At 59.3% G+C, this 23,127-nt stretch carries 23 protein-coding genes (1 of these 23 cut by a window edge); 13 read left to right on the top strand and 10 right to left on the bottom strand.

Annotation, left to right across the window (positions count from 1 at the left end; genetic code table 11):
* Window positions 1-10: 10 nt before the first annotated feature.
* From U6037_RS24615 to dksA, 4 genes are all read right to left on the bottom strand, one after another.
* Window positions 11-2,965: a sensor histidine kinase gene (locus U6037_RS24615; RefSeq protein WP_322844830.1), complete on the bottom strand. Its 2,955-nt coding sequence runs from the start codon at window positions 2,963-2,965 to the stop codon at window positions 11-13.
* Window positions 2,949-3,125 (bottom strand): hypothetical protein, encoded by a 177-nt coding sequence (locus tag U6037_RS24610; RefSeq protein WP_003176118.1) that lies wholly within the window; start codon window positions 3,123-3,125, stop codon window positions 2,949-2,951. The genes U6037_RS24615 and U6037_RS24610 overlap by 17 nt, the downstream gene beginning before the upstream one ends.
* A gap of 77 nt (window positions 3,126-3,202) precedes the next feature.
* Complete coding sequence (gene gluQRS / locus U6037_RS24605) at window positions 3,203-4,099, bottom strand: tRNA glutamyl-Q(34) synthetase GluQRS (protein ID WP_322844829.1); 897 nt, start codon at window positions 4,097-4,099, stop codon at window positions 3,203-3,205.
* A gap of 197 nt (window positions 4,100-4,296) precedes the next feature.
* Window positions 4,297-4,740, bottom strand: a complete 444-nt coding sequence (gene dksA, locus U6037_RS24600) for an RNA polymerase-binding protein DksA (RefSeq protein ID WP_064118688.1) — start codon at window positions 4,738-4,740, stop codon at window positions 4,297-4,299.
* A 334-nt stretch (window positions 4,741-5,074) separates the two neighbouring features.
* Here dksA and U6037_RS24595 point away from each other — a divergent pair, with 334 nt between their 5' ends.
* Window positions 5,075-6,247, top strand: coding sequence for a pyridoxal phosphate-dependent aminotransferase (locus U6037_RS24595; protein WP_322844828.1), 1,173 nt, complete (start codon window positions 5,075-5,077; stop codon window positions 6,245-6,247).
* Complete coding sequence (gene sfsA, locus U6037_RS24590; RefSeq protein ID WP_322844827.1) at window positions 6,247-6,960, top strand: DNA/RNA nuclease SfsA; 714 nt, start codon at window positions 6,247-6,249, stop codon at window positions 6,958-6,960. Before U6037_RS24595 ends, sfsA begins: the two co-directional genes overlap by 1 nt.
* Here the strand turns inward: sfsA and U6037_RS24585 are convergent.
* Window positions 6,957-7,274 carry a Rieske (2Fe-2S) protein gene (locus U6037_RS24585; protein ID WP_322844826.1) on the bottom strand — a complete coding sequence of 106 codons (318 nt, stop codon included), beginning with the start codon at window positions 7,272-7,274 and terminating at the stop codon, window positions 6,957-6,959. The genes sfsA and U6037_RS24585 overlap by 4 nt on opposite strands.
* 165 nt (window positions 7,275-7,439) lie before the next feature.
* Here U6037_RS24585 and U6037_RS24580 point away from each other — a divergent pair, with 165 nt between their 5' ends.
* The 4 genes from U6037_RS24580 to U6037_RS24565 are packed head-to-tail and all read left to right on the top strand — an operon-like array spanning window position 7,440 to window position 10,986.
* Complete coding sequence (locus U6037_RS24580; RefSeq protein WP_322844825.1) at window positions 7,440-8,312, top strand: heme/hemin ABC transporter substrate-binding protein; 873 nt, start codon at window positions 7,440-7,442, stop codon at window positions 8,310-8,312.
* Between the two features lie 50 nt (window positions 8,313-8,362).
* Window positions 8,363-9,346 carry an iron ABC transporter permease gene (locus U6037_RS24575; protein ID WP_322847360.1) on the top strand — a complete coding sequence of 328 codons (984 nt, stop codon included), beginning with the start codon at window positions 8,363-8,365 and terminating at the stop codon, window positions 9,344-9,346.
* On the top strand, window positions 9,346-10,113 hold the full coding sequence (locus tag U6037_RS24570) for a heme ABC transporter ATP-binding protein (protein ID WP_322844824.1): 768 nt from the start codon (window positions 9,346-9,348) through the stop codon (window positions 10,111-10,113). Before U6037_RS24575 ends, U6037_RS24570 begins: the two co-directional genes overlap by 1 nt.
* A gap of 21 nt (window positions 10,114-10,134) precedes the next feature.
* Entirely contained in the window at window positions 10,135-10,986 is an 852-nt protein-coding gene (locus U6037_RS24565) for a ChaN family lipoprotein (protein ID WP_322844823.1), read from the top strand.
* A 232-nt stretch (window positions 10,987-11,218) separates the two neighbouring features.
* On the opposite strand, the gene U6037_RS24560 is transcribed toward U6037_RS24565, so the two are convergent.
* The 4 genes from U6037_RS24560 to U6037_RS24545 form a co-directional block, all read right to left on the bottom strand.
* Entirely contained in the window at window positions 11,219-12,013 is a 795-nt protein-coding gene (locus U6037_RS24560) for a cyclic nucleotide-binding domain-containing protein (protein WP_322847359.1), read from the bottom strand.
* Window positions 12,014-12,029: 16 nt separating this feature from the next.
* The gene (locus tag U6037_RS24555) at window positions 12,030-12,302 is read right to left on the bottom strand and encodes a TfoX/Sxy family protein (RefSeq protein WP_003228231.1); all 273 of its coding nucleotides are present in this window, start codon (window positions 12,300-12,302) and stop codon (window positions 12,030-12,032) included.
* Window positions 12,303-12,586: 284 nt separating this feature from the next.
* Window positions 12,587-12,931, bottom strand: a complete 345-nt coding sequence (locus U6037_RS24550) for a pentapeptide repeat-containing protein (protein WP_322844822.1) — start codon at window positions 12,929-12,931, stop codon at window positions 12,587-12,589.
* Between the two features lie 90 nt (window positions 12,932-13,021).
* Window positions 13,022-14,578 (bottom strand): AAA family ATPase, encoded by a 1,557-nt coding sequence (locus U6037_RS24545; protein ID WP_322844821.1) that lies wholly within the window; start codon window positions 14,576-14,578, stop codon window positions 13,022-13,024.
* 118 nt (window positions 14,579-14,696) lie between these two features.
* Between U6037_RS24545 and mrcB the strand changes: the two genes are divergently transcribed.
* The 3 genes from mrcB to U6037_RS24530 are packed head-to-tail and all read left to right on the top strand — an operon-like array spanning window position 14,697 to window position 18,122.
* On the top strand, window positions 14,697-17,021 hold the full coding sequence (mrcB, locus tag U6037_RS24540) for a penicillin-binding protein 1B (RefSeq protein WP_322844820.1): 2,325 nt from the start codon (window positions 14,697-14,699) through the stop codon (window positions 17,019-17,021).
* A 16-nt stretch (window positions 17,022-17,037) separates the two neighbouring features.
* Window positions 17,038-17,787 carry a hypothetical protein gene (locus U6037_RS24535; protein ID WP_322844819.1) on the top strand — a complete coding sequence of 250 codons (750 nt, stop codon included), beginning with the start codon at window positions 17,038-17,040 and terminating at the stop codon, window positions 17,785-17,787.
* Window positions 17,787-18,122, top strand: a complete 336-nt coding sequence (locus U6037_RS24530; RefSeq protein ID WP_322844818.1) for a YqcC family protein — start codon at window positions 17,787-17,789, stop codon at window positions 18,120-18,122. Before U6037_RS24535 ends, U6037_RS24530 begins: the two co-directional genes overlap by 1 nt.
* An 18-nt stretch (window positions 18,123-18,140) precedes the next feature.
* Here the strand turns inward: U6037_RS24530 and U6037_RS24525 are convergent, their stop codons facing one another.
* The gene (locus tag U6037_RS24525) at window positions 18,141-18,557 is read right to left on the bottom strand and encodes a DUF4124 domain-containing protein (protein WP_322844817.1); all 417 of its coding nucleotides are present in this window, start codon (window positions 18,555-18,557) and stop codon (window positions 18,141-18,143) included.
* Between the two features lie 399 nt (window positions 18,558-18,956).
* Here U6037_RS24525 and U6037_RS24520 point away from each other — a divergent pair, with 399 nt between their 5' ends.
* The 4 genes from U6037_RS24520 to pssA all read left to right on the top strand — a co-directional run.
* The gene (locus U6037_RS24520) at window positions 18,957-20,681 is read left to right on the top strand and encodes an acetolactate synthase 3 large subunit (RefSeq protein ID WP_322844816.1); all 1,725 of its coding nucleotides are present in this window, start codon (window positions 18,957-18,959) and stop codon (window positions 20,679-20,681) included.
* 2 nt (window positions 20,682-20,683) lie between these two features.
* Window positions 20,684-21,175, top strand: coding sequence for an acetolactate synthase small subunit (gene ilvN / locus U6037_RS24515; RefSeq protein WP_003176102.1), 492 nt, complete (start codon window positions 20,684-20,686; stop codon window positions 21,173-21,175).
* A gap of 48 nt (window positions 21,176-21,223) precedes the next feature.
* A complete protein-coding gene (gene ilvC, locus U6037_RS24510; protein WP_003228216.1) occupies window positions 21,224-22,240 on the top strand; it encodes a ketol-acid reductoisomerase in 1,017 nt (338 codons plus the stop codon).
* 149 nt (window positions 22,241-22,389) lie between these two features.
* On the top strand, window positions 22,390-23,127 hold the 5' portion of the coding sequence (pssA, locus tag U6037_RS24505; RefSeq protein ID WP_016983477.1) for a CDP-diacylglycerol--serine O-phosphatidyltransferase. The gene runs 120 nt beyond the window's last position; only the first 738 of its 858 coding nucleotides appear in the window; the start codon lies at window positions 22,390-22,392; its stop codon lies off the right edge, out of view.

Here is a 23,127-nt window from a genome sequence, read left to right as displayed (position 1 = left end):
CTCGACGGTCTCAGTTCACAGCGGACGTCGCTTCGACATGACGCGGTAAGGTCACCCGGATACGGGTGCCGCGTTGGCTTTGTACATCAGCCGGGCTGTCGATGGTGATTTGTCCATAATGCTCTTCAACGATGGAATAGACCAGTGCAAGGCCCAGACCGGTGCCTTCGCCAGGATCCTTGGTGGTGAAGAAGGGTTCGAACAATCGGTCCATGATGTTCTTCGGAATACCGCTGCCTTCGTCCTCGACGATCAGATCGACCGTGTGTTCGCCGGCTTCGCTCTTGACCCGTACCGCACTGTGCGGCGGCGAGGCGTCGCGGGCGTTGGAGAGCAGATTGATCAAGACCTGAGCGAGCCGCTGCGGGTCGCCTTCGACCCAGTGATCCGGATCGCACAGGTTGTAGAACTGCACTTCGAAATTGCGCCGGTTCAGCGCCAGCAGGCCAATCGCATCCTGCGCCACTTCCGCCAGGCAAACGGGCTCGTCACTGTGCTGATGGCTGCCGGCGTGGGCGAAACTCATCAGCGACTGGACGATGCGCGATATGCGTTTGGTCTGTTCGAGAATCTGCCCGCTGATTTCCGTCAGTTCGTCGTCTTCTTCGCGCTCCTCGCGCAGGTTTTGCGCCAGACAGGCGATGCCGGTGACCGGGTTGCCGATTTCGTGGGCAACTCCCGCCGCGAGACGACCAATGCTCGCCAGCCGTTCGGAGTGCACCAGTTTGTCTTCGAGCATCTGCGTTTCGGTCAAATCCTCTACCAGTAACACCAGACCGCTGTTACCCGGAGCGAGCGGTTCATCAATCGCCGCTTTGTGCAGGTTCAGCCAGCGGGTCTGGCCGTCGAGGGCCAGATGCTGTTTGTGCAAATGCTCGTCGGGCAGATTGATGAAACCTTGCAACAATTCTTTCCACGGCTCGCCGATGGTGCTCAGGCGCGAACCGACCACACGCTGCGCGGCGATCCCGGTGAGTTCTTCCATGGCCTTGTTCCACATCAGGATCTCTTGATCCTTGGCCAGCGAGCAAACGCCCATCGGCAGTTCCTGCAGGGTCTGGCGGTGGTAACGGCGCAAGGCATCGAGTTCGGCGGCTAAACCTGTAAGGCGCGAGTGGTAATCCTCGAGGCGGCTTTCGATGAAATGGATGTCTTCGGTAACATAGTTTTCGCCGCCCGCCTTATAAGGCAGGAAGGTTTCGACCATGTCCTGGGCCACGCTCGGGCCCATCAGGCCAGAGAGGTTGGCTTCGATTCGGTCACGCAAACGGCGCAGAGCATAAGGGCGGCGCTCGTCGAATGGCAGATAGAGATCACGCAACGCTTGTTCGACTTCTTTCTGCGCAGCCTTGGCGCCCAACGGTTTCGCCAGTTGTGTGGCGAACTCCTGTGGCGAGGCCGCGTGCAGCTCACGCCGCTGCGGGCGACGAACGTTATCCACAGCGCAGGCTTCGGCGGCGCTGGCTTCTTCGGGGCTGGCGTTGGTGAACAGCGAGATCAGAGTGAACATCAAGACGTTTGCAGCCAGCGAGGCGATTGCAGCCATGTGCCAACTGGTGTCGTCGAGCACGTAAATCATGTTCAGCAGCGGGATGTAGAAACCCTGCAGATTGCCGACCAGCGGCAGCAGCATGGTCACTACCCAGACCATAATGCCCGCCAGCAGACCGGCGATAAAGCCGCGACGGTTGGCGGTCGGCCAGTACAGTACCGACAACACACCGGGCAGGAATTGCAGGGTCGCGACAAACGCGACGATGCCGAGGTTGGCCAGATCCTGCTCGGCGCCGAGCATCAGGTAGAAGCCGAAACCGGCCATGATGATCGCGACGATCAGCGCCCGGCGGGTCCATTTCAGCCAGCGGTAGATATTGCCTTCGGCCGGCGGCTGATAGAGCGGTAACACCAAGTGGTTCAGCGCCATGCCCGACAGCGCGAGCGTGGTCACAATGATCAATCCGCTGGCCGCCGATAAGCCACCGACGTAAGCCAGCAACGCCAGCGGTTTGCTGTTGGCGGCGATGCCGATGCCGAGGGTGAAATATTCCGGGTTGGTCGTGGCGCCGAGTTTCAGGCCAGCCCACAAGATCAGCGGTACTGCCAGACTCATCAGCAGCAGGAACAGCGGCAAACCCCAACTGGCGCTGACCAGTGAGCGCGGGTTGAGGTTTTCGGTAAAGGTCATGTGGTACATGTGCGGCATCACGATCGCCGAGGCGAAAAACACCAACAGCAGTGTGCGCCAAGGGCCTTCCTGCAACGGCGTGTGCAAAGCGGCGAGGGCGGTCTGGTTCTGCAGCAGCCACAATTCAAGCTGTTGCGGGCCGTCGAATACGCCGTACAACGCGTACAGACCGACGCCGCCAAGGGCGACCAGTTTGATCACCGATTCAAAGGCAATCGCGAAGACCAGCCCTTCGTGTTTTTCACGCGTAGCGATATGCCGAGAGCCAAAGAAGATCGTGAACAGAATGATCAGCGCACAGAACGCCAAAGCCACGCGGCTCTGGATGGGTTCTCCCGTGAGGATGCCGATGGAGTCGGCCACTGCCTGAATCTGCAACGCCAACAGCGGCAGTACGCCGATCAGCATGAAAATCGTAGTCAGTGCGCCGGCCCAGGTGCTGCGAAAGCGGAACGCGAACAGATCGGCCAATGACGACAGTTGATAGGTGCGGGTGATTTTCAGGATCGGATAAAGCAGCACCGGCGCCAGCAGAAACGCGCCGGACACACCGAGATAACTGGAAAGAAAGCCGTAGCCGTACTGATAGGCAAGCCCCACCGTGCCGTAGAACGCCCACGCACTGGCGTAAACCCCCAGCGACAAGGTGTAGGTCAACGGGTGGCGAATGATCGCGCGCGGGATCATGCCCCGTTCGCTGATCCAGGCAACGCCGAACAGCACCGCCAGGTACGCGGCGCTGACCAGGATCATCTGGGTCAGGCTAAAGCTCATCGGCATCTTTTTGGCTCTGCAGGATGAAGGTTACGACAATCAGGATCAGCCAGAGCAGATAGGGGCGATACCAGGCGCCCGTAGCGTCGATCCACCAATCCATGATGGCAGGGGAAAACAGGTAGATCCCCACGACTAAAAGCAGGACCAAGCGATAGATGTACATCCCGGCCTCTCTTTTTTATGCGCGTGCCCGAAAACGTGCGGCGATGGTAACGGATGGGCGCACGACTGCAAGTGTCGTCATAGCAGTTGCGCCTCGGGCAGGGTCAGTGTGCGCGGGATCTTGCTGGCATCCCAGTGCGCGCAGCCCCAGGCCAGCACTTCTTGTGGCGAGGCATAGGCCAGTTCGGCGCCGGGATTTTGCCCCAAGGCGCGCAGGGCTCGCAGTAACAATGGCGTGGCTTGATCCGCTTCAAGCGGCGGCGAGCGGTAGGACTTGCCGAGCTTGTTGCCGTCCGGTTGGGTAATCAGCGGCAGGTGCAAGTAACGCGGCTGGCGCATTCCCAGCAATTCCTGCAGATAGAGCTGGCGCGGTGTCGAGTCGAGCAGGTCGGCACCGCGGACGATGTCGGTGATGCCTTGCCAGGCATCGTCGAGCACCACGGCCAATTGGTAGGCGTAGAGGCCGTCGCGGCGACGGATCACGAAATCGCCGACGTCGCGCCCCAGATGCTGGCGGTACTCGCCCTGGACGCGGTCGATGAAGTGATATTCCAGTTCAGGCACACGCAGGCGGATGGCCGCATTCTGCTGGTCGTGGCCGGCATTGCGGCACAGGCCCGGATAGATGCCGTTGTAAGGTTCGAGCTGTTTACGCGAACAGGTGCAGGCGTACGCCAGACCGTGATTGAACAGGCTATTGAGCACTTCGGCGTAGGCATCGTGCCGATCGCTCTGGCGCACCATCTCGCCGTCCCATTCAAAGCCGTAACTTTCCAGCGCCTTGAGGATCGCCGTCTGCGCACCGGGTTCTTCGCGGGGCGGATCGAGATCTTCCATGCGCACCAGCCAGCGACCGCCGACCGAACGCGCGTCGAGGTAAGAGGCGAGGGCGGCGACCAGCGAACCGAAGTGCAAATGGCCACTGGGGGTTGGGGCGAAGCGGCCGATGTAGGCGGGGGAGGTCTTGGCAGTCATGGAAACGAAACTACTTTTCAGGCTATATGCAGGTCAACCTGTAGGAGTGAGCCTGCTCGCGATAGCGGTGTGACATTCAACACCGATATTGACTGACCCACCGCTATCGCGAGCAGGCTCACTCCTACAAAAGCATAGGCAAACGTCAGAAACAAAAACGGAGCGTTCGCACGCTCCGTTTTTCGTTCAGGTCGAGATTACTTGCCGACCTGCTTTTCCTTGATTTCCGCCAGGGTCTTGCAATCGATGCACAGATCCGCAGTCGGACGGGCTTCGAGGCGCTTGACGCCGATCTCGATGCCGCAGGACTCGCACCAGCCGTATTCTTCGTCCTGAATCAGCTCCAGCGTCTTGTCGATCTTCTTGATCAACTTGCGCTCGCGGTCGCGGGCGCGCAACTCGAGGGCGAATTCTTCTTCCTGGCTGGCACGGTCGGCCGGGTCAGGGAAGTTGGCCGCTTCGTCTTTCATGTGATCAACAGTACGGTCGACTTCCTGCATCAAGTCCTGTTTCCACTTGTTCAGGATCTTGGTGAAGTGCGCACGCATCGGGGCGCCCATGTACTCTTCACCGGCCTTCGGAACGTAAGGTTCGAAACCGCTGATCGTCGTTTGCTGCTGTTGCTTTGCTTGGGTGGGCATGAAATGGACCGCCTCTACTCTTGTAATCCATTGCGCAGGATTGCTCCATCACCGACACCTGCCGGCCCTGCGGCTGCAAGCGGGCGAACTTACCAGATCAATTCGGCCTGCGCTACTCCCGGATGTCGAGGCCCCGGCGGGTGGCGCTTGCAAATGTTTGGCAAGCCGTGTCTGGCGGTGTTGAAGACCTGTTCAATCACTGATTTTAGTCAATCCTGGAGCGTACGCTCATATCGTTACAGTCCAGCGTTCTTGAGGCTGTGACCGCTACGGGTTCTCGCTCGTTCCGGCAGATGGGTAGAATCGTCTCTTTTTCCCTGCCGAAGGAAAACCAATGGCTCAGTCCTACAGTGCGCGCAGTCGTGCGATCGAACCGTTCCATGTGATGGCGCTGCTGGCGCGGGCCAATGAATTGCAGGCTGAAGGCCACGACGTGATCCATCTGGAAATCGGCGAGCCGGACTTCACCACCGCCGAGCCGATCATTCGTGCAGGGCAAGCGGCGCTGACGGCAGGCAAGACCCGTTACACCGCCGCGCGCGGCATTCCCGAGCTGCGCGAAGCGATTTCCGGGTTTTATCAATCGCGTTATGGCTTGAACATCGATCCGCGACGGATTCTGATCACCCCGGGTGGCTCCGGTGCGCTGTTGCTGGCCAGTGCGTTGCTGGTCGATCCGGGTAAACACTGGTTGCTGGCGGATCCGGGTTACCCGTGCAACCGGCACTTCCTGCGGTTGGTCGAAGGCGCAGCGCAGTTGGTGCCAGTTGGCCCGGACGTGCGCTATCAACTGACCCCGGATCTGGTCGAGCGTCATTGGGATCACGACAGCGTCGGCGCACTGGTCGCCTCGCCGGCCAACCCGACCGGCACGATTCTGACTCGCGATGAACTGGCCGGTTTATCCTCAGCCATCAAAGCCAGACACGGCCATCTGGTGGTGGACGAGATCTATCACGGCCTGACGTACGGCACCGATGCCGCCAGCGTGCTGGAAGTCGATGACAGTGCGTTCGTGTTGAACAGCTTTTCCAAGTATTTCGGCATGACCGGTTGGCGCCTGGGCTGGCTGGTGGCACCGGAGGCAGCGGTCAGCGAGCTGGAGAAGCTGGCGCAGAATCTCTACATCAGCGCGCCGAGCATGGCCCAATACGCGGCGTTGGCGTGTTTCGAGCCGGACACTATCGCGATTCTGGAAGAGCGCCGTGCGGAGTTCGGCCGTCGTCGCGACTTTCTGCTGCCAGCGTTGCGCGAGTTGGGTTTCAACATCGCCGTGGAGCCTGAGGGTGCGTTCTATTTGTACGCCGATATCAGCCAGTTCGGCGGCGATGCCTTCGCGTTCTGCCGTCATTTCCTCGAAACAGAACATGTCGCGTTCACGCCCGGACTGGACTTCGGTCGCTATCAGGCCAGTCACCATGTGCGTTTTGCCTACACGCAAAACCTCCCGCGCTTACAGGAAGCGGTGGAGCGTATCGCGCGTGGCTTGAAGAGTTGGCAAGGCTGATGCGCTTTTATCCTCCTCTGGAAGAGGCGCGCCTGATCCGGCGTTACAAGCGTTTTCTCGCCGATATCGAAACCGTTAGCGGCGAGTTGCTGACCATCCACTGTCCGAACACCGGCTCGATGCTCAATTGTCAGGTCGAGGGCGGGCAGGTCTGGTTCAGTCGCTCCAATGACCCGAAACGCAAATTGCCGGGAACCTGGGAAATTGGCGAAACCCCGCAGGGCCGCTTGTTTTGCGTGAATACCGCACGGGCCAACGGTCTGGTTGAAGAAGCGTTGCAGGCTGGCGTTATCACTGAGTTGAACGGCTTTACCGCGTTGAAGCGCGAAGTGGCATACGGGCAGGAAAAAAGCCGTATCGATTTTCGCCTCGAATACCCAAGCGGCCCGGCGTACGTGGAAGTGAAAAGCGTCACTCTTGGCTTCGACGGAACGGCAGTAGCGGCGTTTCCCGATGCCGTGACCCAGCGTGGTGCCAAGCATCTGCGGGAATTGGCGCATCTGGCGCGGGACGGGATTCGCGCGGTGCAGTTGTATTGCGTCAATCTGACCGGGATTGAAGCGGTGCGGCCGGCCGAAGAAATCGATTCAGCCTACGCCGAGGCGTTAAGGGAGGCTGTGGCTTGTGGTGTTGAGGTTCTGGCTTACGGCGTCCGGCTGGACCATGAAGAGATGGTCATCGACCGGCGCCTCGACGTGCTGCTCAACGGTTAAACATCTATCCACAGGCCCCGAGCGTCTTCGCGGCAATTGATAGCGGTGAGTGATTGCCCCGCGCACGGCCCGGCCACGCATTCACCGTCCTCGATCAGAAACAGTGCGCCGTGGGTGGCGCACTGGATCAGGCTGTTGCTCGGGTCGAGAAACTGGTCGGGTTGCCATTCCAGCCCCACGCCCCGGTGCGGGCAGCGATTGAGGTAGACATAGGCCTGGCCGCTGCGGCGCACGGCGAACAGCTTGTTGCCGTCGATCTCGAACCCACGGCTTTTCGCTTCGCCCAGATCGGCGCCAGCGCAGAGAAACTTCATGGCTATCCTCTAGTGTCTGCTCGTGTCCGGATATGTCCGAGCTTGACGTTTAAATGCAAACAATTATCAAATGGCGGCCTTCGTCCGCAGGGCGGCTGGCAGATGTCGAGGATACTTGGCCCGTCCTGCCGATGCCCGGGAAAACTTCTTTCAAGGAAGCTGTGTATGCGCCTGAGTACCCGCGTTGTTGTGCTGTGTGCCGGACTGTTCGTCAGCCATCAGGCTGCAGCGGCCGATTTGCCGCAACGTTGGGTCAGCGCCGGCGGTGCACTGTCGGAATGGGTCAGTGCGTTGGGCGGTGAGTCGAAGCTGGTCGGCGTTGATACCACCAGTCAGCATCCGGAGTCGTTGAAGGCGCTGCCGAGCATCGGCTATCAGCGCAGCCTTTCCGCCGAGGGCATTCTTAGTCTGCGCCCGGATATCCTCATCGGCACCGAAGAAATGGGCCCGCCACCGGTACTGTTGCAAGTAAAAGCGGCCAAGGTGCAGGTGGAATTGTTCTCGGCTCAGCCGGATCTGCCGACGGTTGAGAGAAACGTTACCCGTCTCGGTCAATTGCTCGGCGCCGACGCCCAGGCCAGGCAACTGCTGGAAAGTTATCAACAGCAACTCGACGCGCAGAAAGTGCGGGCTGCTGACGCGCAGTCCAGGCAGAAAGCGCCGGGCGTGCTGCTATTGCTCGGCCATGCCGGTGGCAAACCGTTGATCGCCGGTAAAGACACTGCCGCCGACTGGCTGCTGCAACAGGCGGGCGGGCATAACCTGGCGACGCATACCGGTTACAAACCGTTTTCCGTGGAATCCCTCGCCAGCCTCGACCCTGAGGTGCTGGTATTCGCCGACCGTGCGTTGACCGGTGACGCGGCGAAAGCGGCGCTGTTCAAGGAGAACCCGATTCTCAATTCAAGCCGCGCGGCCAAAACCGGTCGCGTACTGGAACTGGATCCGACGCTGCTGGTCGGTGGGCTCGGACCGCGTCTGCCGGCAGCGCTGAAAAGCCTCTCTGACGCTTTCTACCCGGCCAAGAGCGGCCAATGACCACATTGGTCAAACCCCGTGGCTTGTTCATTGGCCTGACGCTTCTCTGTCTGCTGGCGATCTGGCTGTCGTTGGCGCTGGGGCCGGTGAGCCTGCCGCTGTTCGATACGTTGCGCGCAGCGTTGCGCATGCTTGGCGTGCCGCTGGCGCCGGAGGGGCTGGAGCAGGCTGAGCTGATTCTCGGGCAGATTCGTCTGCCGCGAACCTTGCTCGGGCTGGCGGTCGGCGGCGTGTTGGCCTTGTCTGGCGTGGCGATGCAGGGTTTGTTTCGTAATCCACTGGCGGACCCGGGGCTGGTCGGGGTTTCCAGTGGCGCAGCGCTGGGTGCGGCGATTGCGATTGTCGGTGGTTCGTTTTTGGGTGGTTTGCCGGAATGGTTCGGACCGTATCTGTTGTCGGTCTGCGCGTTTCTCGGCGGACTCGGGGTCACGGCGCTGGTCTATCGACTGGGTCGACGCAATGGCCAGACCAACGTCGCAACCATGTTGCTGGCGGGTATTGCCCTGACCGCGCTGGCGGGTTCGGCAGTCGGCCTGTTCACTTATCTGGCGGATGACGCGACCCTGCGCACGCTGACCTTCTGGAACCTCGGCAGCCTCAATGGCGCCAGTTACGCGCGGTTGTGGCCACTGCTGATCATCAGCGCCGGCGTGGCGTTGTGGTTGCCACGTCGCGCCAAAGCATTGAATGCCTTGCTGCTCGGGGAATCCGAGGCAGGGCATTTGGGCATCGATGTCGAGCGGCTCAAGCGTGAACTGGTGTTCTGCACGGCGCTGGGAGTTGGTGCGGCGGTGGCAGCGGCGGGGATGATCGGTTTTGTCGGGCTGGTGGTGCCGCATCTGATGCGCTTGCTGGCGGGCCCGGATCACAAAGTCTTGCTACCGGCGTCGGTGCTGGCGGGGGCAAGCCTGTTGCTGCTGGCTGATCTGGTCGCGCGGTTGGCACTGGCACCGGCGGAGCTGCCGATCGGTATCGTCACGGCATTTATCGGTGCGCCATTCTTCCTTTATCTGTTGCTGCGAGGACGTGCCTGATGTTGCGTGCGCAAAATCTGCACATCCAGCGTGGTCGCAAGGTAGTGCTCAGCGATGTCACGCTGCAACTGGAACCAGGTGAAGTGCTCGGAGTGCTTGGGCCGAACGGCGCTGGTAAAAGTACCTTGCTGGGCGCCTTGTGCGGTGAGTTGGCGGCGAGTGCGGGCGATGTTTCGCTCGACGGGCAGGCATTGAATCAATGGACTGGCCCACAGCGTGCGCAACGATTGGCGGTGTTACCGCAAGTGTCGACGCTGGATTTTGCCTTTCGCGTCGAGGAAGTGGTCGGTATGGGCCGCTTGCCCTATCAAAGCGGTCGGGTGCGTGATGACGAAATCATCGTGGCGGCTTTGGCGGCGGCGGATGCCGGACACTTGAGCGGGCGCAGTTATCTGGCGCTGTCCGGTGGCGAACGGCAGCGTGTGCATCTGGCGCGAGTACTGGCGCAATTGTGGCCGGGCCAGGCCGGGCAGACGTTGCTGCTGGATGAGCCAACGTCGATGCTTGATCCACTGCATCAACACACGACGCTGCAAGCGGTGCGCGAGTTCGCTGATCGTGGTGCAGCGGTCTTGGTCATCCTGCATGATCTGAATCTGGCGGCGCGTTATTGTGATCGCATTCTGCTGCTTGAAGGCGGGCGTCCGGTGGCTCTGGATACGCCGGAGCAGGTGCTACGACCGGATTCGCTGAAAGCCGTGTTCGGTCTCGAAGTCCTGGTGCAGCCGCATCCGGAGCGTGGGCATCCGCTGATCATCGCCCGCTGATCGAATCATCGAGGTGATTGCATGCGTGGCTTGTGGCTGTTGGCGGTGGTGTGGCTTGCGGGGTGTCAGCATGTGGTTGCGCCACCGCCGATCAATGGCGAGATTCGCGATTTGCGCAGCGGTGAGGTGCTGACGGCGCAGCAACTGTTGGTGCGTCTTGCTGCGCCGCAGCGGCTGATCATTGGCGAGCAGCATGACAATGCCGATCATCATGTCGCGCAGTTATGGTTGTTGCGCGCACTCGGCGAACAACGCCCGCAAGGCAGTCTCTTGCTGGAGATGTTGACGCCCGACCAGCAGCCAAAAGTTGATGCAGTTCGCCAGGCGGCATCGCCGCAGTCCGGTCTTCCTGAAACGCTGGCCTGGCAGGATGGCTGGGACTGGAATCTTTATGGTCCGATCATTCGTTTCGCCCTCACGCAAACTTATCCGCTGCTGGCGGCCAATCTTGAAAACAGCGAAATCCGCGCCTTTTACCGCAATCCTCCGGTTCTGAACGGTGCGCACAGTAACGCGCCGTCGGTGAAGGAAACGTTGCTGGAACAGATCGCTGAATCTCACTGCGGTTTACTGCCCGAATCACAGATGTCGGCGATGCTCGCCGTTCAGCAACAGCGTGATCGACGGATGGCCGAACGCTTGTTGGCTGCACCGAAACCGGCTCTGTTGTTGGCCGGCGCGTGGCATGCGCGCAAGGACATCGGCGTGCCGCTGCATGTTGTGGATTTGGGCGCCATTGAGTCACCGACAGTGCTGATGCTGGCAGAGCAGGGCGGCGAAGTGAACGCCGCGACGGCCAATTACGTTTGGTATACGCCTGCTAAGCCAAAGCAGGATTACTGCGAGCAGATGCGCAAACAGTTCGGCAAATGACTTTTCCACAGGCAAAAAAAGACCCGGTAAAAACCGGGTCAAATAACCGTGATTAGCCTGATGAGGAGATAATCTGAGAGTCCGAACCAAGGGCTTTTCAGAATATCGACTGATCTCGCGACCAGTTGTGATAATCATAGCGATTCTCATTAGCGCGTCAACAACTGTTTTCTCATTTCTTTGATTTAGTCTTGGAAATGGCCGTAATGGCCCGGAAACAACGGACGTGGCGTCAGCCTTTGGTTGCGCTCAATTGGGTGACCTGCTTGTTCAGTTGGCCGATCCGTCGCGCCATGCTCTCGATCAGGCTGTGTGCGATCTTCGGATTAGTGCGGGTCATGCTCAAGAATTGCTCACCGGGAATCAGCATCACAGTGCTTGGCTCCCGGGCAATGACCGTGGCATTGCGCGGCTCGCCGGTAAACACGGCCATGGCCCCGAAAATCTCGTCCTTGGCCACGTCTCCAACCTTGTGCCCATCCACAAAAGCTTCAGCATGGCCGTCGATGATCACGAACACGTGATCAGCCGCGTCACCTTGATTGATCAGGATTTCACCCACCTCGACCCGTTTGAAGCCATTGGTGCTGCGAAACTCGCGCGGTTTCAGTTCCGCGACAGCGTGGGCGAGGATCGCCACTTGCCCCAGCAGGTACTCGAGAAACTGCTCTGCCCGACGAGAGTCGGCAAACAAATGCTGCAAGAGCTCCGGGCGTCGATAGGGCGTCAGGCGCAACGTGCCCTCACTGCATAAGCGGCAATCCGCCCAGTCGTCACCCTGCTGAAGGCCGATCACATCGCCCTCCTGCCAATAAAACAGTGGGCGGCTTCCGATGTAGCCGTTGATCACGCCGTCATTGAGCAGAAACAACTGATCAGCGGGTAACTGCGTTATCAGATCGTCCGTCGCTTCAAGTTGTAGAACCGGTCCGCAAGGCAGCAGATCGCGTAGCCACAGCGCGGGCAAACTCTGCAAACGGTTGATCATGGCATCGGCGTACGCCGATTGTTCCCCCAATAAATACATGACGGTCAATGCCCGTTCAGTTTTTGTGGCGTGAGGAAATGGCTTCTAGTTGCTTGTTCAGGGCGTCCTTGCGCTCGGCGGGGATGTCGTTCCAGTGCACGTCCATCAGCGCGCCTTCGATCGCATACAACAACACCTTCGATGCGCGAAACCCGCGGGTACGCACAGCCCGGTAGGCGTCCACCGCGCCCAGGCGACGCAAGTCGGAGGCGCTATGGATGCCCACGGCATGCAGCCATTGCGCCGACGTCTTGCCAAGATTCTTCAGGTGTTGCAGTTCATCATTCATCAAGCCTCCTTGCGACGGCCGAATGGTGCGTGGGCGAGCTTCTCAGGAGTGTAGCCATCAGTAGGAAAAGCGTGGTTGTTTGGTCGGATTCGACGCAAATGCTTCTAAGAAAGGGGCTTGAACGGCCTGCGGATGCAGATATGGAGGGGGAGCAAAAATCAATGCAGGAGTGAGCCTGCTCGCGATAGCGGACTGGCAGGCACACATGTGTTGAAAGTTAAACCGATATCGCGAGCAGGCTCACTCCTACAGGGAAGGCGTTGTGCCAGGGAATAATGAGGCGATCAGCGAGTGCGATAACGCAACCGCGTACCGAAATTCATCGACATCAGAATCTCGTCAGCGCTCAGCTCCGGCGGGAAGTACGCCCCGGAAATCTGCGCGTGGGCCAGGCTTGCGCCTTCAAGTGAGGCGTTGCGGAAATCGATACCGCGAAGATCGGCGGATCGGAAGTACGCGTCCCGGAAATCCACGCCATCGGCATTCAGTTCACGCAGATCGAGGCCACGGAAGTCGCCGCCGACCATATCGATCGTGCCGTCCTGTGGACGCTCCTTGTTGAAGCCAGTGATGTCGTCTTTGTGCAGCAAGGCATATAGCGGGGTGTCGAGAAGTTTCGGCTGGCTCATGTCATATCACCGTTGGTTTTATGACGCCAGTATAGTGCCACTATTTGACGGCCGTGAAGCAAGCGAGGGCTTCACGGCCGAAATAGTTTCTTACAGGCCGGGCAGGCGCTGACGGATCTGCGCGACCACGGTGTCCAGCGTGCCGGATTCATTGGTCTGCACGCGTTTGCTGCGCAGAATTTCTTCCGGCGTCAGCGGTTCACGATTGGCCTGCTGCGCTTCGATCACGGCTAAAGTGGCGTCGGACGGATCCTGTTTGTCCGCCTGACGAATCGCCAGCCAGCTCTCAATCACCGCTTGCGGCGCGTTGCAGTCGAGGATCAGGAATGGCGTACCGGTGGCCTCGGCGATCTTCGCCGCATTGTCGCGCTGCTCACGCTTGAGGTAAGTGGCATCGATCACCACCGGGAAACCAGCGTGCAGGATCACTTCAGCGATTTCATGCAGACGCGCGTAAGTCGCGGTGCTGGCGTCGGCACTGTAAATGCCGGCCTGCACGTCGTTGGCGACGGTTTGCTCTCCGAACAGACGCTTGCGTTCTACGTCCGAACGCAGACGAATCGCGCCCAGCGCTTCGACCAGACGCATGGCCACGTGGCTTTTGCCGACAGCGGAAACGCCGTGGGTGATCGCCATGAAGCGCGAAGGAATGGTGCTGTAGCTTTCCGCCAGGTTGGCATAGTTGCGGTACTGGCGCAGGGTAGTGGCGCGCTGTACCGGGGTCGCGTCCGCCGGCATGCTGAACAGTGCAACCTTGGCGCGAACCAGTGCGCGGTAGGCTTTATAGAAGTTCAGCACTTCCAGGCCTTGATAGTCGCCGGTCAGCTCCAGGTACTGGCTGATGAAACGGCGCGCCAGGGATTTCAGGCCACGGTCTTCCAAGTCCATCGCGAGGAAGCCGGTGTCAGCCCACACGTCAGTGAAGCGGAACGGTTCGTTGAACTCGATGCAATCGAAAATCACCACTTTGCCGTCGATGATCGTGGCGTTACCGAGGTGGATATCGCCGTGGCACTCACGGGTAAAGCCTTCGACCTTGCGTTGGGCGAACAATGGCTTGAGACGCTCGAAGCTGCTTTCGGCCCAGGCTTTCAGTGCGTCGAGTTGCAGCAGGTCGTTTTTGTCGCTGAGGAACGGCAGGATCTGCTCGAAGTTTTGCGACACCGGCGCCATCACGCTGTCCGGAGTGCCAGCGTCGTGTTCAGCCGGGACTTTTGGCGCGGTGAGGTGGAAACGGGCAATCTGCTCGGCCATCTCATCGATGTGCTGGGTAGTCAGCTCGCCATTGGCTTGCAAGGTGCTGAGCAAACCGGTCTGCGGGAACTGGCGCATTTTCAGCACATATTCGATTGCCGGGCCGTCGCCGCCCAGTTGCGGTGCTTCAACGCTGCCGGTGACTGGCAACACTTCCAGATACAAATCAGCAGTCAGGCGCTGGTTCAGACGCAGCTCTTCAGCGCAGAAATGCGCGCGTGATTCGAGGCCGGTGAAGTCGAGGAAGCCGAAGTTAACAGGCTTCTTCACTTTATAAGCGAACGGGCCAGTGAGGATCACCCACGAGATATGCGTTTCGATGACCTGAAACCCTTCGACAGGGTGCGGGTAGAGGGCCGGGTTTTGCAGGGCAGCGATCAGTGACTGGCTCACGGGCGATCCTTCAGAGACTGGGGAAAATTCGAGGTCGCCATTATGGCCGCTCGCCAGCCTGACGCAAACCTCGGAGCGCTCCTGTTGAGGATGAATAAAGTGCGTATAATCCGCCGCCATGACTCGAACTCGATCTCCCCGTACCAAGAAAAAACCACCCTCCAAGGGCCTGAGCCCGTGGTTGAGCTGGGCCATTAAACTCAGTCTGGTCGGCCTTGTGGTGCTGGCCGGCTTCGCCGTTTACCTCGATGCCGTGGTGCAGGAGAAGTTCTCCGGCAAGCGCTGGACCATCCCGGCCAAGGTTTACGCGCGCCCGCTTGAGCTGTTCGTCGGACAAAAGCTCAGCAAGGAAGATTTCCTCACCGAACTCGATGCCCTCGGCTATCGCCGCGAAGCCGTGAGCAATGGCCCCGGTGCTGCAGCCGTCAGCGGCAATACAGTCGATCTGAATACCCGTGGCTTCCAGTTTTACGAAGGTCTGGAGAAACCGCAGCCAGTACGCGTGCGTTTCTCTGGCGATTACGTCGCTGAGCTGTCGGCGACCAACGGTTCGAAACTCTCCGTGGTGCGCCTCGAACCGCTGATGATCGGCGGCATTTATCCGAAAAACCTCGAAGACCGCATTCTGATCAAACTCGATCAGGTGCCGCCGTATCTGCTCGAAACCCTGATCGCTGTCGAAGACCGCGACTTTTATAGCCACTGGGGCGTGTCGCCGAAGTCGATTGCCCGCGCAGTCTGGGTCAATACCTCTGGCGGCAAGATGACCCAGGGCGGCAGTACGCTGACCCAGCAGTTGGTGAAAAACTTCTACCTGACCAACGAACGCAGCCTGACCCGCAAGCTCACCGAAGCGATGATGGCGATGCTGCTGGAGCTGCATTACGACAAAAAGGAAATTCTTGAGGCCTACCTCAACGAAGTCTTCGTCGGCCAGGACGGTCAGCGTGCGGTGCACGGCTTCGGTCTGGCCAGCCAGTTCTTCTTTGGCCAGCCATTGTCCGAGCTGAAGCTGCATCAGGTGGCGATGCTGGTCGGCATGGTCAAAGGTCCGTCCTACTACAACCCGCGTCGCAATCCGGAGCGTGCGCTGGAGCGTCGCAACCTGGTGCTCGACGTGCTTGAGCAGCAAGGCGTGGCGACGGCTGAACAGGTCGAAGCGGCGAAGAAAATGCCGCTGGGGGTGACCACGCGCGGCAAGCTTGCCGACAGCTCGTTCCCGGGCTTTATCGATCTGGTCAAACGCCAGTTGCGTGAAGACTACCGCGACGAAGACTTGACCGAAGAAGGCCTGCGTATCTTCACCAGTTTCGACCCGATTCTGCAGATGAAAGCCGAGGCGTCGGTCAACGACACCTTCAAACGTCTGGCTGGGCGCAAAGGCTCCGATGACGTTGAAGCAGCGATGGTCGTGACCAACCCGGAAACTGGTGAAGTCCAGGCGATGATCGGCAGCCGTCAAGCCAGTTACGCCGGTTTCAACCGCGCACTGGATGCCGTGCGGCCGATCGGTTCGTTGATCAAGCCGGCGGTTTATCTGACAGCGCTGGAGAAACCGAGTCAGTACACCCTGACCAGTTGGCTGTCGGACGACCCATTGTCGGTCAAAGGCGCGAACGGTCAGGTGTGGAAACCGCAGAACTATGACCGCCGCTCCCACGGCACCGTGTTCCTCTATCAGGGCCTGGCGCATTCCTACAACCTGTCGACCTCGCGTCTGGGTCTGGAAGTCGGTGTGCCGAATGTGCTGAAAACACTCGGTCGTCTGGGCGTAACGCGTGAGTTCCCGGCGTTCCCTTCGATGTTGCTGGGTGCTGGCGGCATGACCCCGATCGAAGTCGCGACCATGTACCAGACGCTGGCCAACGGTGGATTCAACACGCCAATGCGCGGGATTCGCAGCGTGCTGACCGCCGAGGGCGAGCCGCTCAAGCGTTATCCGTTCCAGATCGAGCAGCGTTTCGATCCGGCGTCCATTTATCTGATCCAGAACGCCATGCAGCGTGTGATGCGCGAAGGTACCGGCAGCTCGGTTTATAACGTGCTGCCCAAGACTCTGACGCTGGCCGGCAAGACCGGTACCAGTAACGATTCCCGCGACAGCTGGTTCGCCGGTTTCAGTCAGGATCTGCTGGCGGTGGTCTGGCTGGGGCGCGACGATAACGGCAAGACACCGTTCACCGGTGCCACCGGTGCGCTGCAGGTGTGGACCAGTTTCATGCGCAAGGCCGATCCGCTGCCGCTGGACATGCCGCAGCCGGACAACGTCGTGCAGGCGTGGGTCGATTCGCGGACCGGACAGGGCTCCGATGCCAACTGCCCAGGGGCGGTGCAGATGCCGTATATTCGCGGCAGCGAACCGCCACCCGGCGCCGCGTGCGCGGGCGAAACGCCTGCTTCCGGCGAGTCGGTGATGGATTGGGTCAAGGGCTGGATGAATTAAGCAAAGAGGGTTTCAAGTGAACAAGTGGTTGATTCCAGCGGTGACCGCCGTGGCTTTGCTCAGCGGCTGCTCTACCGTACAGCGTGGTTCGATTCCGGTGGTTGACTCCGGTACCGCGGTGTCCAACAGCGAACGCATCTCGGCCAATGGCGGTTTCCGTCAAACAACGGTCAAGCGTCCTGCGCAGGGCCAGACTCAGGCGATTCCGCAAGGTGACACTGGCGTGGTGGTGATGGTACCGGGTGGTGGCGCAACAACCTCTGCACCGATCAGCTCTTCGCCGATCGTGCCGGGTCCTGCGTCCGGAGGTATCACACCGGGCCCGTACAACCCTTCAGCGGTTGAGTCGGCGCCGATCAACACTGGCAGCTACAGCATGCCGTCGACCCCGAGCGGTATTCCTTCGGCCAGTAGTGGCGGTGGCTTGTCGGCAGACGAGCAACTGGACGGTCCGGTGCTTGCCTTGCTGACGACAGCTCAACAACAACAGGCCGGTGGCGACCTCAATGGCGCTTCGTCCAGCCTGGAACGCGCCCAGCGCGTCGCTCCACGTGAGCCGCAAGTGCTTTATCGTTTGGCGCAGGTGCGCATGGCTCAAGGTGATGCACCACAGGCCGAGCAGTTCGCCCGTCGTGCGCTGACCATGGCCAACGGTCGCCCGGACCTGCAAGCCAATCTGTGGGAAATCATTGCTCAGTCCCGTGAGAAACAAGGTGATTCCGCCGGCGCCGCTCAGGCCCGTCAGAAGGCCAAGGTTTCGCTGTGATGGATGCCCGTTTCCCGAAAATCGCCGATCAGCTGTTGCTAATCGAGCGTGAGCTGCGCACGCAGGGCTGGTGGGATGAGGTTACGCCGTCGGCCGAAGCGCTGAGCAGTGTCGAGCCATTCTCGGTCGATACACTGGACTTCGAGCAGTGGCTGCAATGGATCTTCCTGCCACGGATGAAGATGATCCTCGAACAGGATCTGCCATTGCCGAATGCCTCGGGTATTCAGGAAATGGCTGAAATGGTCTTCGCCCAGCGCAACCTGCAGGGCAAGGACCGTCAGCTTCAGGTGCTGCTCAAAGAGTTTGACCTGCTGATCACTGCCTCGCGCTGAATTGAAAACTGCCAGTCGCTACTGGCAGTTTTCACTTATCTGTTTCTGCGCCTCGACGATGCGCTCCTGCCGCTGTGCATCGTTCAGCCGGCGCAACTGCCCCTCCACTTCTTCCCTCAAACGCGGATTGTTCTGCAATTGGGCCAGGTTCGTCCGAGCCTGCTCGCAAAACTGTTTGAGCTGCGCTTGCTGATCCGCGACCTGTTTCTTCACCTTGTCATCAATAGCTTTCTGATCGCCCAGTACACCGCTTCCCGGCATTGCCGCCGGTTTCGGCGGCGTCGAGGAGGGCGTCTGCAAAGTCGTCGACGGCTGACCCGGTGGCGGCTGCGCATCGAAATGGGTGACCCCTTGAGCATCGACCCATTTGTAGATTTGAGCGGCCATGCACCATGGGCTGAGGCCGATCAGCAGAGTGAGGAGGAGCGTTCGCATGCTGATTCCTTGGCAAAATTGCGCAATTGACACTAACAGAGTAGCGGTTTTCAGGTTTTTTCTTGCGTTCTCATGTGCTTACCCACAATTAACCACACAGACGACTTGACTTGGAGAGGGCGAAACAGAAGAATCCAAAGTCCGCTGTAGAGGGACTGCCAGAAGCAGACCCACTCGGTAGATCATGAGGCGCACATCCGCGCCGACCTGTTACACCCGCAACGCGTTACCTCGCGCTGGGTGGGAAAGGCCCGCAACACTTGGGACGATCCCAATACTTGCTCAGTCAGTGCTGACGTAGTCGGCGACCACCGTCGCTCATGCTCTGCCGAGAAGTAAACCTATTAAGACCCGCCCCTTTTTTGTGGACGGTATTCTGGCGTTTTAGAGGTGAACAACGTGGAGCTTTTATCTGGCGGTGAGATGCTCGTCCGCTTTTTGCGTGACGAAGGCGTCAAATATATCTACGGGTACCCGGGTGGTGCTCTCCTGCATGTTTACGATGCCCTGTTCAAAGAACCGGAAGTGACTCACATCCTGGTTCGTCACGAACAAGCGGCAACCCATATGGCTGACGGTTATGCCCGTGCCACCGGTAAAGCCGGCGTGGTATTGGTGACGTCCGGTCCTGGCGCCACAAACGCCATCACCGGTATCGCGACCGCCTATATGGACTCGATTCCAATGGTGATCATTTCCGGTCAGGTGCCAAGCACCATGGTCGGCACCGACGCGTTCCAGGAAACCGACATGATCGGTATTTCCCGGCCGATCGTGAAGCACAGCTTCATGATCAAACACGCTTCGGAAATCCCGGAAGTCATGAAGAAGGCCTTCTACCTGGCGCAATCCGGTCGTCCGGGGCCGGTCGTGGTCGATATCCCGAAAGACATGACCAACCCGGCCGAGAAGTTCGAATACATCTTTCCGAAGAAAGCCAAGCTGCGCTCCTACAGCCCAGCCGTTCGCGGTCACTCCGGGCAAATCCGCAAGGCAGCAGAAATGCTCCTCGCGGCCAAGCGTCCGGTCATGTACTCCGGTGGCGGCGTGATTCTCGGCAACGGTTCCGCACCGCTGACCGAACTGGCGAAACTGCTCAACCTGCCCGTGACCAACACGTTGATGGGCCTGGGTGGTTTCCCGGGGACTGATCGGCAGTTCATCGGCATGCTCGGCATGCACGGCAGCTATACCGCCAACCTGGCGATGCACCATGCTGACGTGATCCTCGCGGTCGGCGCGCGTTTCGACGATCGCGTGATCAACGGCGCGGCGAAGTTCTGCCCGAACGCCAAGATCATCCACATCGACATCGACCCGGCATCGATTTCCAAGACCATCAAGGCTGACGTGCCTATCGTTGGTCCGGTTGAGAGCGTCCTGACCGAAATGGTCGCGATCCTCAAGGAAATCGGCGAGACCCCGAACAAGGAGTCCGTGGCCAGTTGGTGGAAGCAGGTTGATGAGTGGCGTGGTGATCGCGGCTTGTTCCCTTATGAAAAGGGTGACGGCAGCCTGATCAAGCCGCAGACCGTGATCGAAACCCTCTGCGAAGTGACCAAGGGCGACGCCTTTATCACCTCCGACGTGGGCCAGCACCAGATGTTCGCGGCGCAGTACTACACGTTCAACAAGCCAAATCGCTGGATCAACTCCGGCGGTCTGGGCACCATGGGCTTCGGTTTTCCGGCGGCCATGGGCATCAAGTTGAGTTTCCCGGATGACGATGTTGCCTGCGTCACCGGTGAAGGCAGTATCCAGATGAACATCCAGGAACTGTCGACCTGCCTGCAATATGGCTTGCCAGTAAAAATCGTCATCCTGAACAACGGTGTTCTGGGGATGGTTCGTCAGTGGCAGGACATGAGCTACGGCAGCCGTCACTCGCACTCCTACATGGAATCGCTGCCTGACTTCGTCAAGCTGGCTGAAGCCTACGGCCACGTCGGCGTACGCATCACCGAATCGAAAGATTTGAAGTCGAAGATGGCAGAAGCGTTCGCCATGAAGGATCGCCTGGTGGTGATCGATATTTCGGTCGACACCAGCGAGCACGTCTATCCGATGCAGATCAAAGACGGCTCGATGCGCGATATGTGGCTGAGCAAGACGGAGCGTACTTAATCATGCGGCACATTATTTCCTTGCTTCTGGAAAACGAACCCGGCGCTTTGTCTCGCGTAGTCGGCCTGTTCTCGCAGCGCAACTACAACATCGAAAGCCTGACCGTGGCCCCGACCGAAGACCCGACCCTGTCGCGTCTGACGCTGACCACCGTTGGCCACGATGAAGTCATTGAGCAGATCACCAAAAACCTGAACAAGCTGATCGAAGTGGTCAAGCTGGTGGACCTGTCGGAAAGCGCTCACATCGAGCGCGAGCTGATGCTGGTCAAGGTCAAGGCCACTGGCGCCCAGCGCGCCGAGATCAAACGCACCACCGATATTTACCGTGGACAGATCGTCGATGTCAGTGCCAGCGTGTATACCGTTCAATTGACCGGTACCAGCGACAAGCTCGACAGCTTCATTCAGTCCATCGGCACCGCATCGATTCTGGAAACCGTCCGTAGCGGCGTGACCGGCATTGCCCGCGGCGACAAAGTACTCAGCATCTAAACCAAATTAGCGAATGGCCTGAACGGCCTGGATATATAGGGGAAATTCATGAAAGTTTTCTACGATAAAGACTGCGACCTGTCGATCATCCAGGGCAAGAAAGTTGCCATCATCGGTTACGGTTCCCAGGGCCATGCCCAAGCTTGCAACCTGAAAGATTCCGGTGTCGACGTTACCGTTGGTCTGCGTAAAGGTTCGGCTACTGTTGCCAAAGCTGAAGCTCACGGCCTGAAAGTGACTGACGTTGCTTCCGCTGTTGCGGCTGCCGACCTGGTCATGATCCTGACCCCGGACGAGTTCCAGTCGTCGCTGTACAAGAACGAAATCGAGCCGAACATCAAGAAAGGCGCCACTCTGGCCTTCTCCCACGGCTTCGCGATCCACTACAACCAGGTTGTTCCGCGTGCCGACCTCGACGTGATCATGATCGCGCCGAAAGCTCCGGGTCACACTGTGCGTTCCGAGTTCGTGAAAGGCGGTGGTATCCCTGACCTGATCGCGATCTACCAGGATGCTTCGGGCAACGCCAAAAACGTTGCACTGTCCTACGCTGCCGGCGTTGGTGGCGGTCGTACCGGCATCATCGAAACCACTTTCAAGGACGAGACCGAAACCGACCTGTTCGGCGAACAAGCCGTACTGTGCGGCGGTACCGTTGAGCTGGTTAAAGCCGGTTTCGAAACCCTGGTCGAAGCTGGCTACGCGCCAGAAATGGCCTACTTCGAGTGCCTGCACGAACTGAAACTGATCGTTGACCTCATGTACGAAGGCGGTATCGCCAACATGAACTACTCGATCTCCAACAACGCCGAATACGGCGAGTACGTGACTGGCCCGGAAGTGATCAACGCTGAGTCCCGTCAGGCCATGCGCAACGCCCTGAAACGTATTCAGGACGGCGAATACGCCAAAATGTTCATCAGCGAAGGCGCAACCGGCTACCCTTCGATGACCGCCAAGCGTCGTAACAACGCCGCTCACGGTATCGAAATCATCGGCGAGCAACTGCGCTCCATGATGCCGTGGATCGGTGCCAACAAGATCGTCGACAAAGCCAAAAACTAAGTCGCCGTCCCTTGTATGAAAAAACGCGGCCTCGGCCGCGTTTTTTCGTTTGAGCCGTTGGTTCTGGTATAAAGCTGCAGCGTTTGTGGCCGAACTGTCGTCCTCAAACACCTGTCGAAATTTCTCCAAACCGTTGCAAGGTAATGTCCATGAGCGAACGTCCCGAAGAGCCGAACAAGGCTTCTGACGCCGAAAGCCTGCTGCCCATCGATGAACACATCGAAGAAGGGCACGACGCAGAAGGTCGTAAAGTCCGGCATCGTGGTATCTATCTGCTGCCGAATCTGTTTACCACTGCGAACCTGTTTGCAGGCTTTTACTCCATCATCAACTCGATGAGCGCTCAGGCTGCGTTGAGTGCCGGTGATTCGGCGAATGCGAGCAAGTATTTCGCTTTCGCCGCGATCGCGATTTTCGTCGCCATGGTGCTCGACGGCCTCGACGGTCGTGTCGCGCGCATGACCAATACGCAAAGTGCCTTTGGCGCCGAGTACGACTCGCTGTCGGACATGGTCGCGTTCGGTGTCGCACCGGCGTTGCTGGCCTTCGGCTGGGCGTTGGGTGACATGGGCAAGGTCGGCTGGATGGTCGCCTTCATCTATGTAGCGGGCGCGGCGTTGCGTCTGGCGCGTTTCAACACGCAGGTTGGCACGGCCGATAAACGTTATTTCATTGGTCTGGCCAGCCCGGCAGCGGCCGGTGTCGTGGCGGGGATTGTCTGGGCGTTCAGCGATTACGGGATTCAGGGTTCGAAGATGTCGTTCCTGGTCGCGTTGATGGTCGCGGCTGCCGGCATGCTGATGGTCAGCAACATCAAGTACAACAGCTTTAAAGAGCTGGACTTGAAAGGACGCGTGCCGTTTGTGGCGATCCTTGCAGTAGTGCTG

It is taken from the genome of Pseudomonas sp. B33.4 (assembly GCF_034555375.1).
Classification (GTDB): domain Bacteria; phylum Pseudomonadota; class Gammaproteobacteria; order Pseudomonadales; family Pseudomonadaceae; genus Aquipseudomonas.
The sequence above is the reverse complement of the archived record's forward strand: the minus strand, read 5'-3'. Positions and strand labels throughout refer to the sequence as shown.

What these genes read in the sequence shown, in the direction of transcription:
- U6037_RS24525 (WP_322844817.1), bottom strand. Translation starts at nt 18,557, where the DNA reads ATGCGAACGCTCCTCCTCACTCTGCTGATCGGCCTCAGCCCATGGTGC.
- U6037_RS24585 (WP_322844826.1), bottom strand. Translation starts at nt 7,274, where the DNA reads ATGAAGTTTCTCTGCGCTGGCGCCGATCTGGGCGAAGCGAAAAGCCGT.
- mrcB (WP_322844820.1), top strand. Translation starts at nt 14,697, where the DNA reads ATGACTCGAACTCGATCTCCCCGTACCAAGAAAAAACCACCCTCCAAG.
- U6037_RS24615 (WP_322844830.1), bottom strand. Translation starts at nt 2,965, where the DNA reads ATGCCGATGAGCTTTAGCCTGACCCAGATGATCCTGGTCAGCGCCGCG.
- U6037_RS24555 (WP_003228231.1), bottom strand. Translation starts at nt 12,302, where the DNA reads ATGAATGATGAACTGCAACACCTGAAGAATCTTGGCAAGACGTCGGCG.
- U6037_RS24530 (WP_322844818.1), top strand. Translation starts at nt 17,787, where the DNA reads ATGGATGCCCGTTTCCCGAAAATCGCCGATCAGCTGTTGCTAATCGAG.
- U6037_RS24610 (WP_003176118.1), bottom strand. Translation starts at nt 3,125, where the DNA reads ATGTACATCTATCGCTTGGTCCTGCTTTTAGTCGTGGGGATCTACCTG.
- ilvC (WP_003228216.1), top strand. Translation starts at nt 21,224, where the DNA reads ATGAAAGTTTTCTACGATAAAGACTGCGACCTGTCGATCATCCAGGGC.
- dksA (WP_064118688.1), bottom strand. Translation starts at nt 4,740, where the DNA reads ATGCCCACCCAAGCAAAGCAACAGCAGCAAACGACGATCAGCGGTTTC.
- sfsA (WP_322844827.1), top strand. Translation starts at nt 6,247, where the DNA reads ATGCGCTTTTATCCTCCTCTGGAAGAGGCGCGCCTGATCCGGCGTTAC.
- U6037_RS24565 (WP_322844823.1), top strand. Translation starts at nt 10,135, where the DNA reads ATGCGTGGCTTGTGGCTGTTGGCGGTGGTGTGGCTTGCGGGGTGTCAG.
- gluQRS (WP_322844829.1), bottom strand. Translation starts at nt 4,099, where the DNA reads ATGACTGCCAAGACCTCCCCCGCCTACATCGGCCGCTTCGCCCCAACC.
- U6037_RS24560 (WP_322847359.1), bottom strand. Translation starts at nt 12,013, where the DNA reads ATGTATTTATTGGGGGAACAATCGGCGTACGCCGATGCCATGATCAAC.
- U6037_RS24580 (WP_322844825.1), top strand. Translation starts at nt 7,440, where the DNA reads ATGCGCCTGAGTACCCGCGTTGTTGTGCTGTGTGCCGGACTGTTCGTC.
- U6037_RS24595 (WP_322844828.1), top strand. Translation starts at nt 5,075, where the DNA reads ATGGCTCAGTCCTACAGTGCGCGCAGTCGTGCGATCGAACCGTTCCAT.
- ilvN (WP_003176102.1), top strand. Translation starts at nt 20,684, where the DNA reads ATGCGGCACATTATTTCCTTGCTTCTGGAAAACGAACCCGGCGCTTTG.
- U6037_RS24550 (WP_322844822.1), bottom strand. Translation starts at nt 12,931, where the DNA reads ATGAGCCAGCCGAAACTTCTCGACACCCCGCTATATGCCTTGCTGCAC.
- U6037_RS24570 (WP_322844824.1), top strand. Translation starts at nt 9,346, where the DNA reads ATGTTGCGTGCGCAAAATCTGCACATCCAGCGTGGTCGCAAGGTAGTG.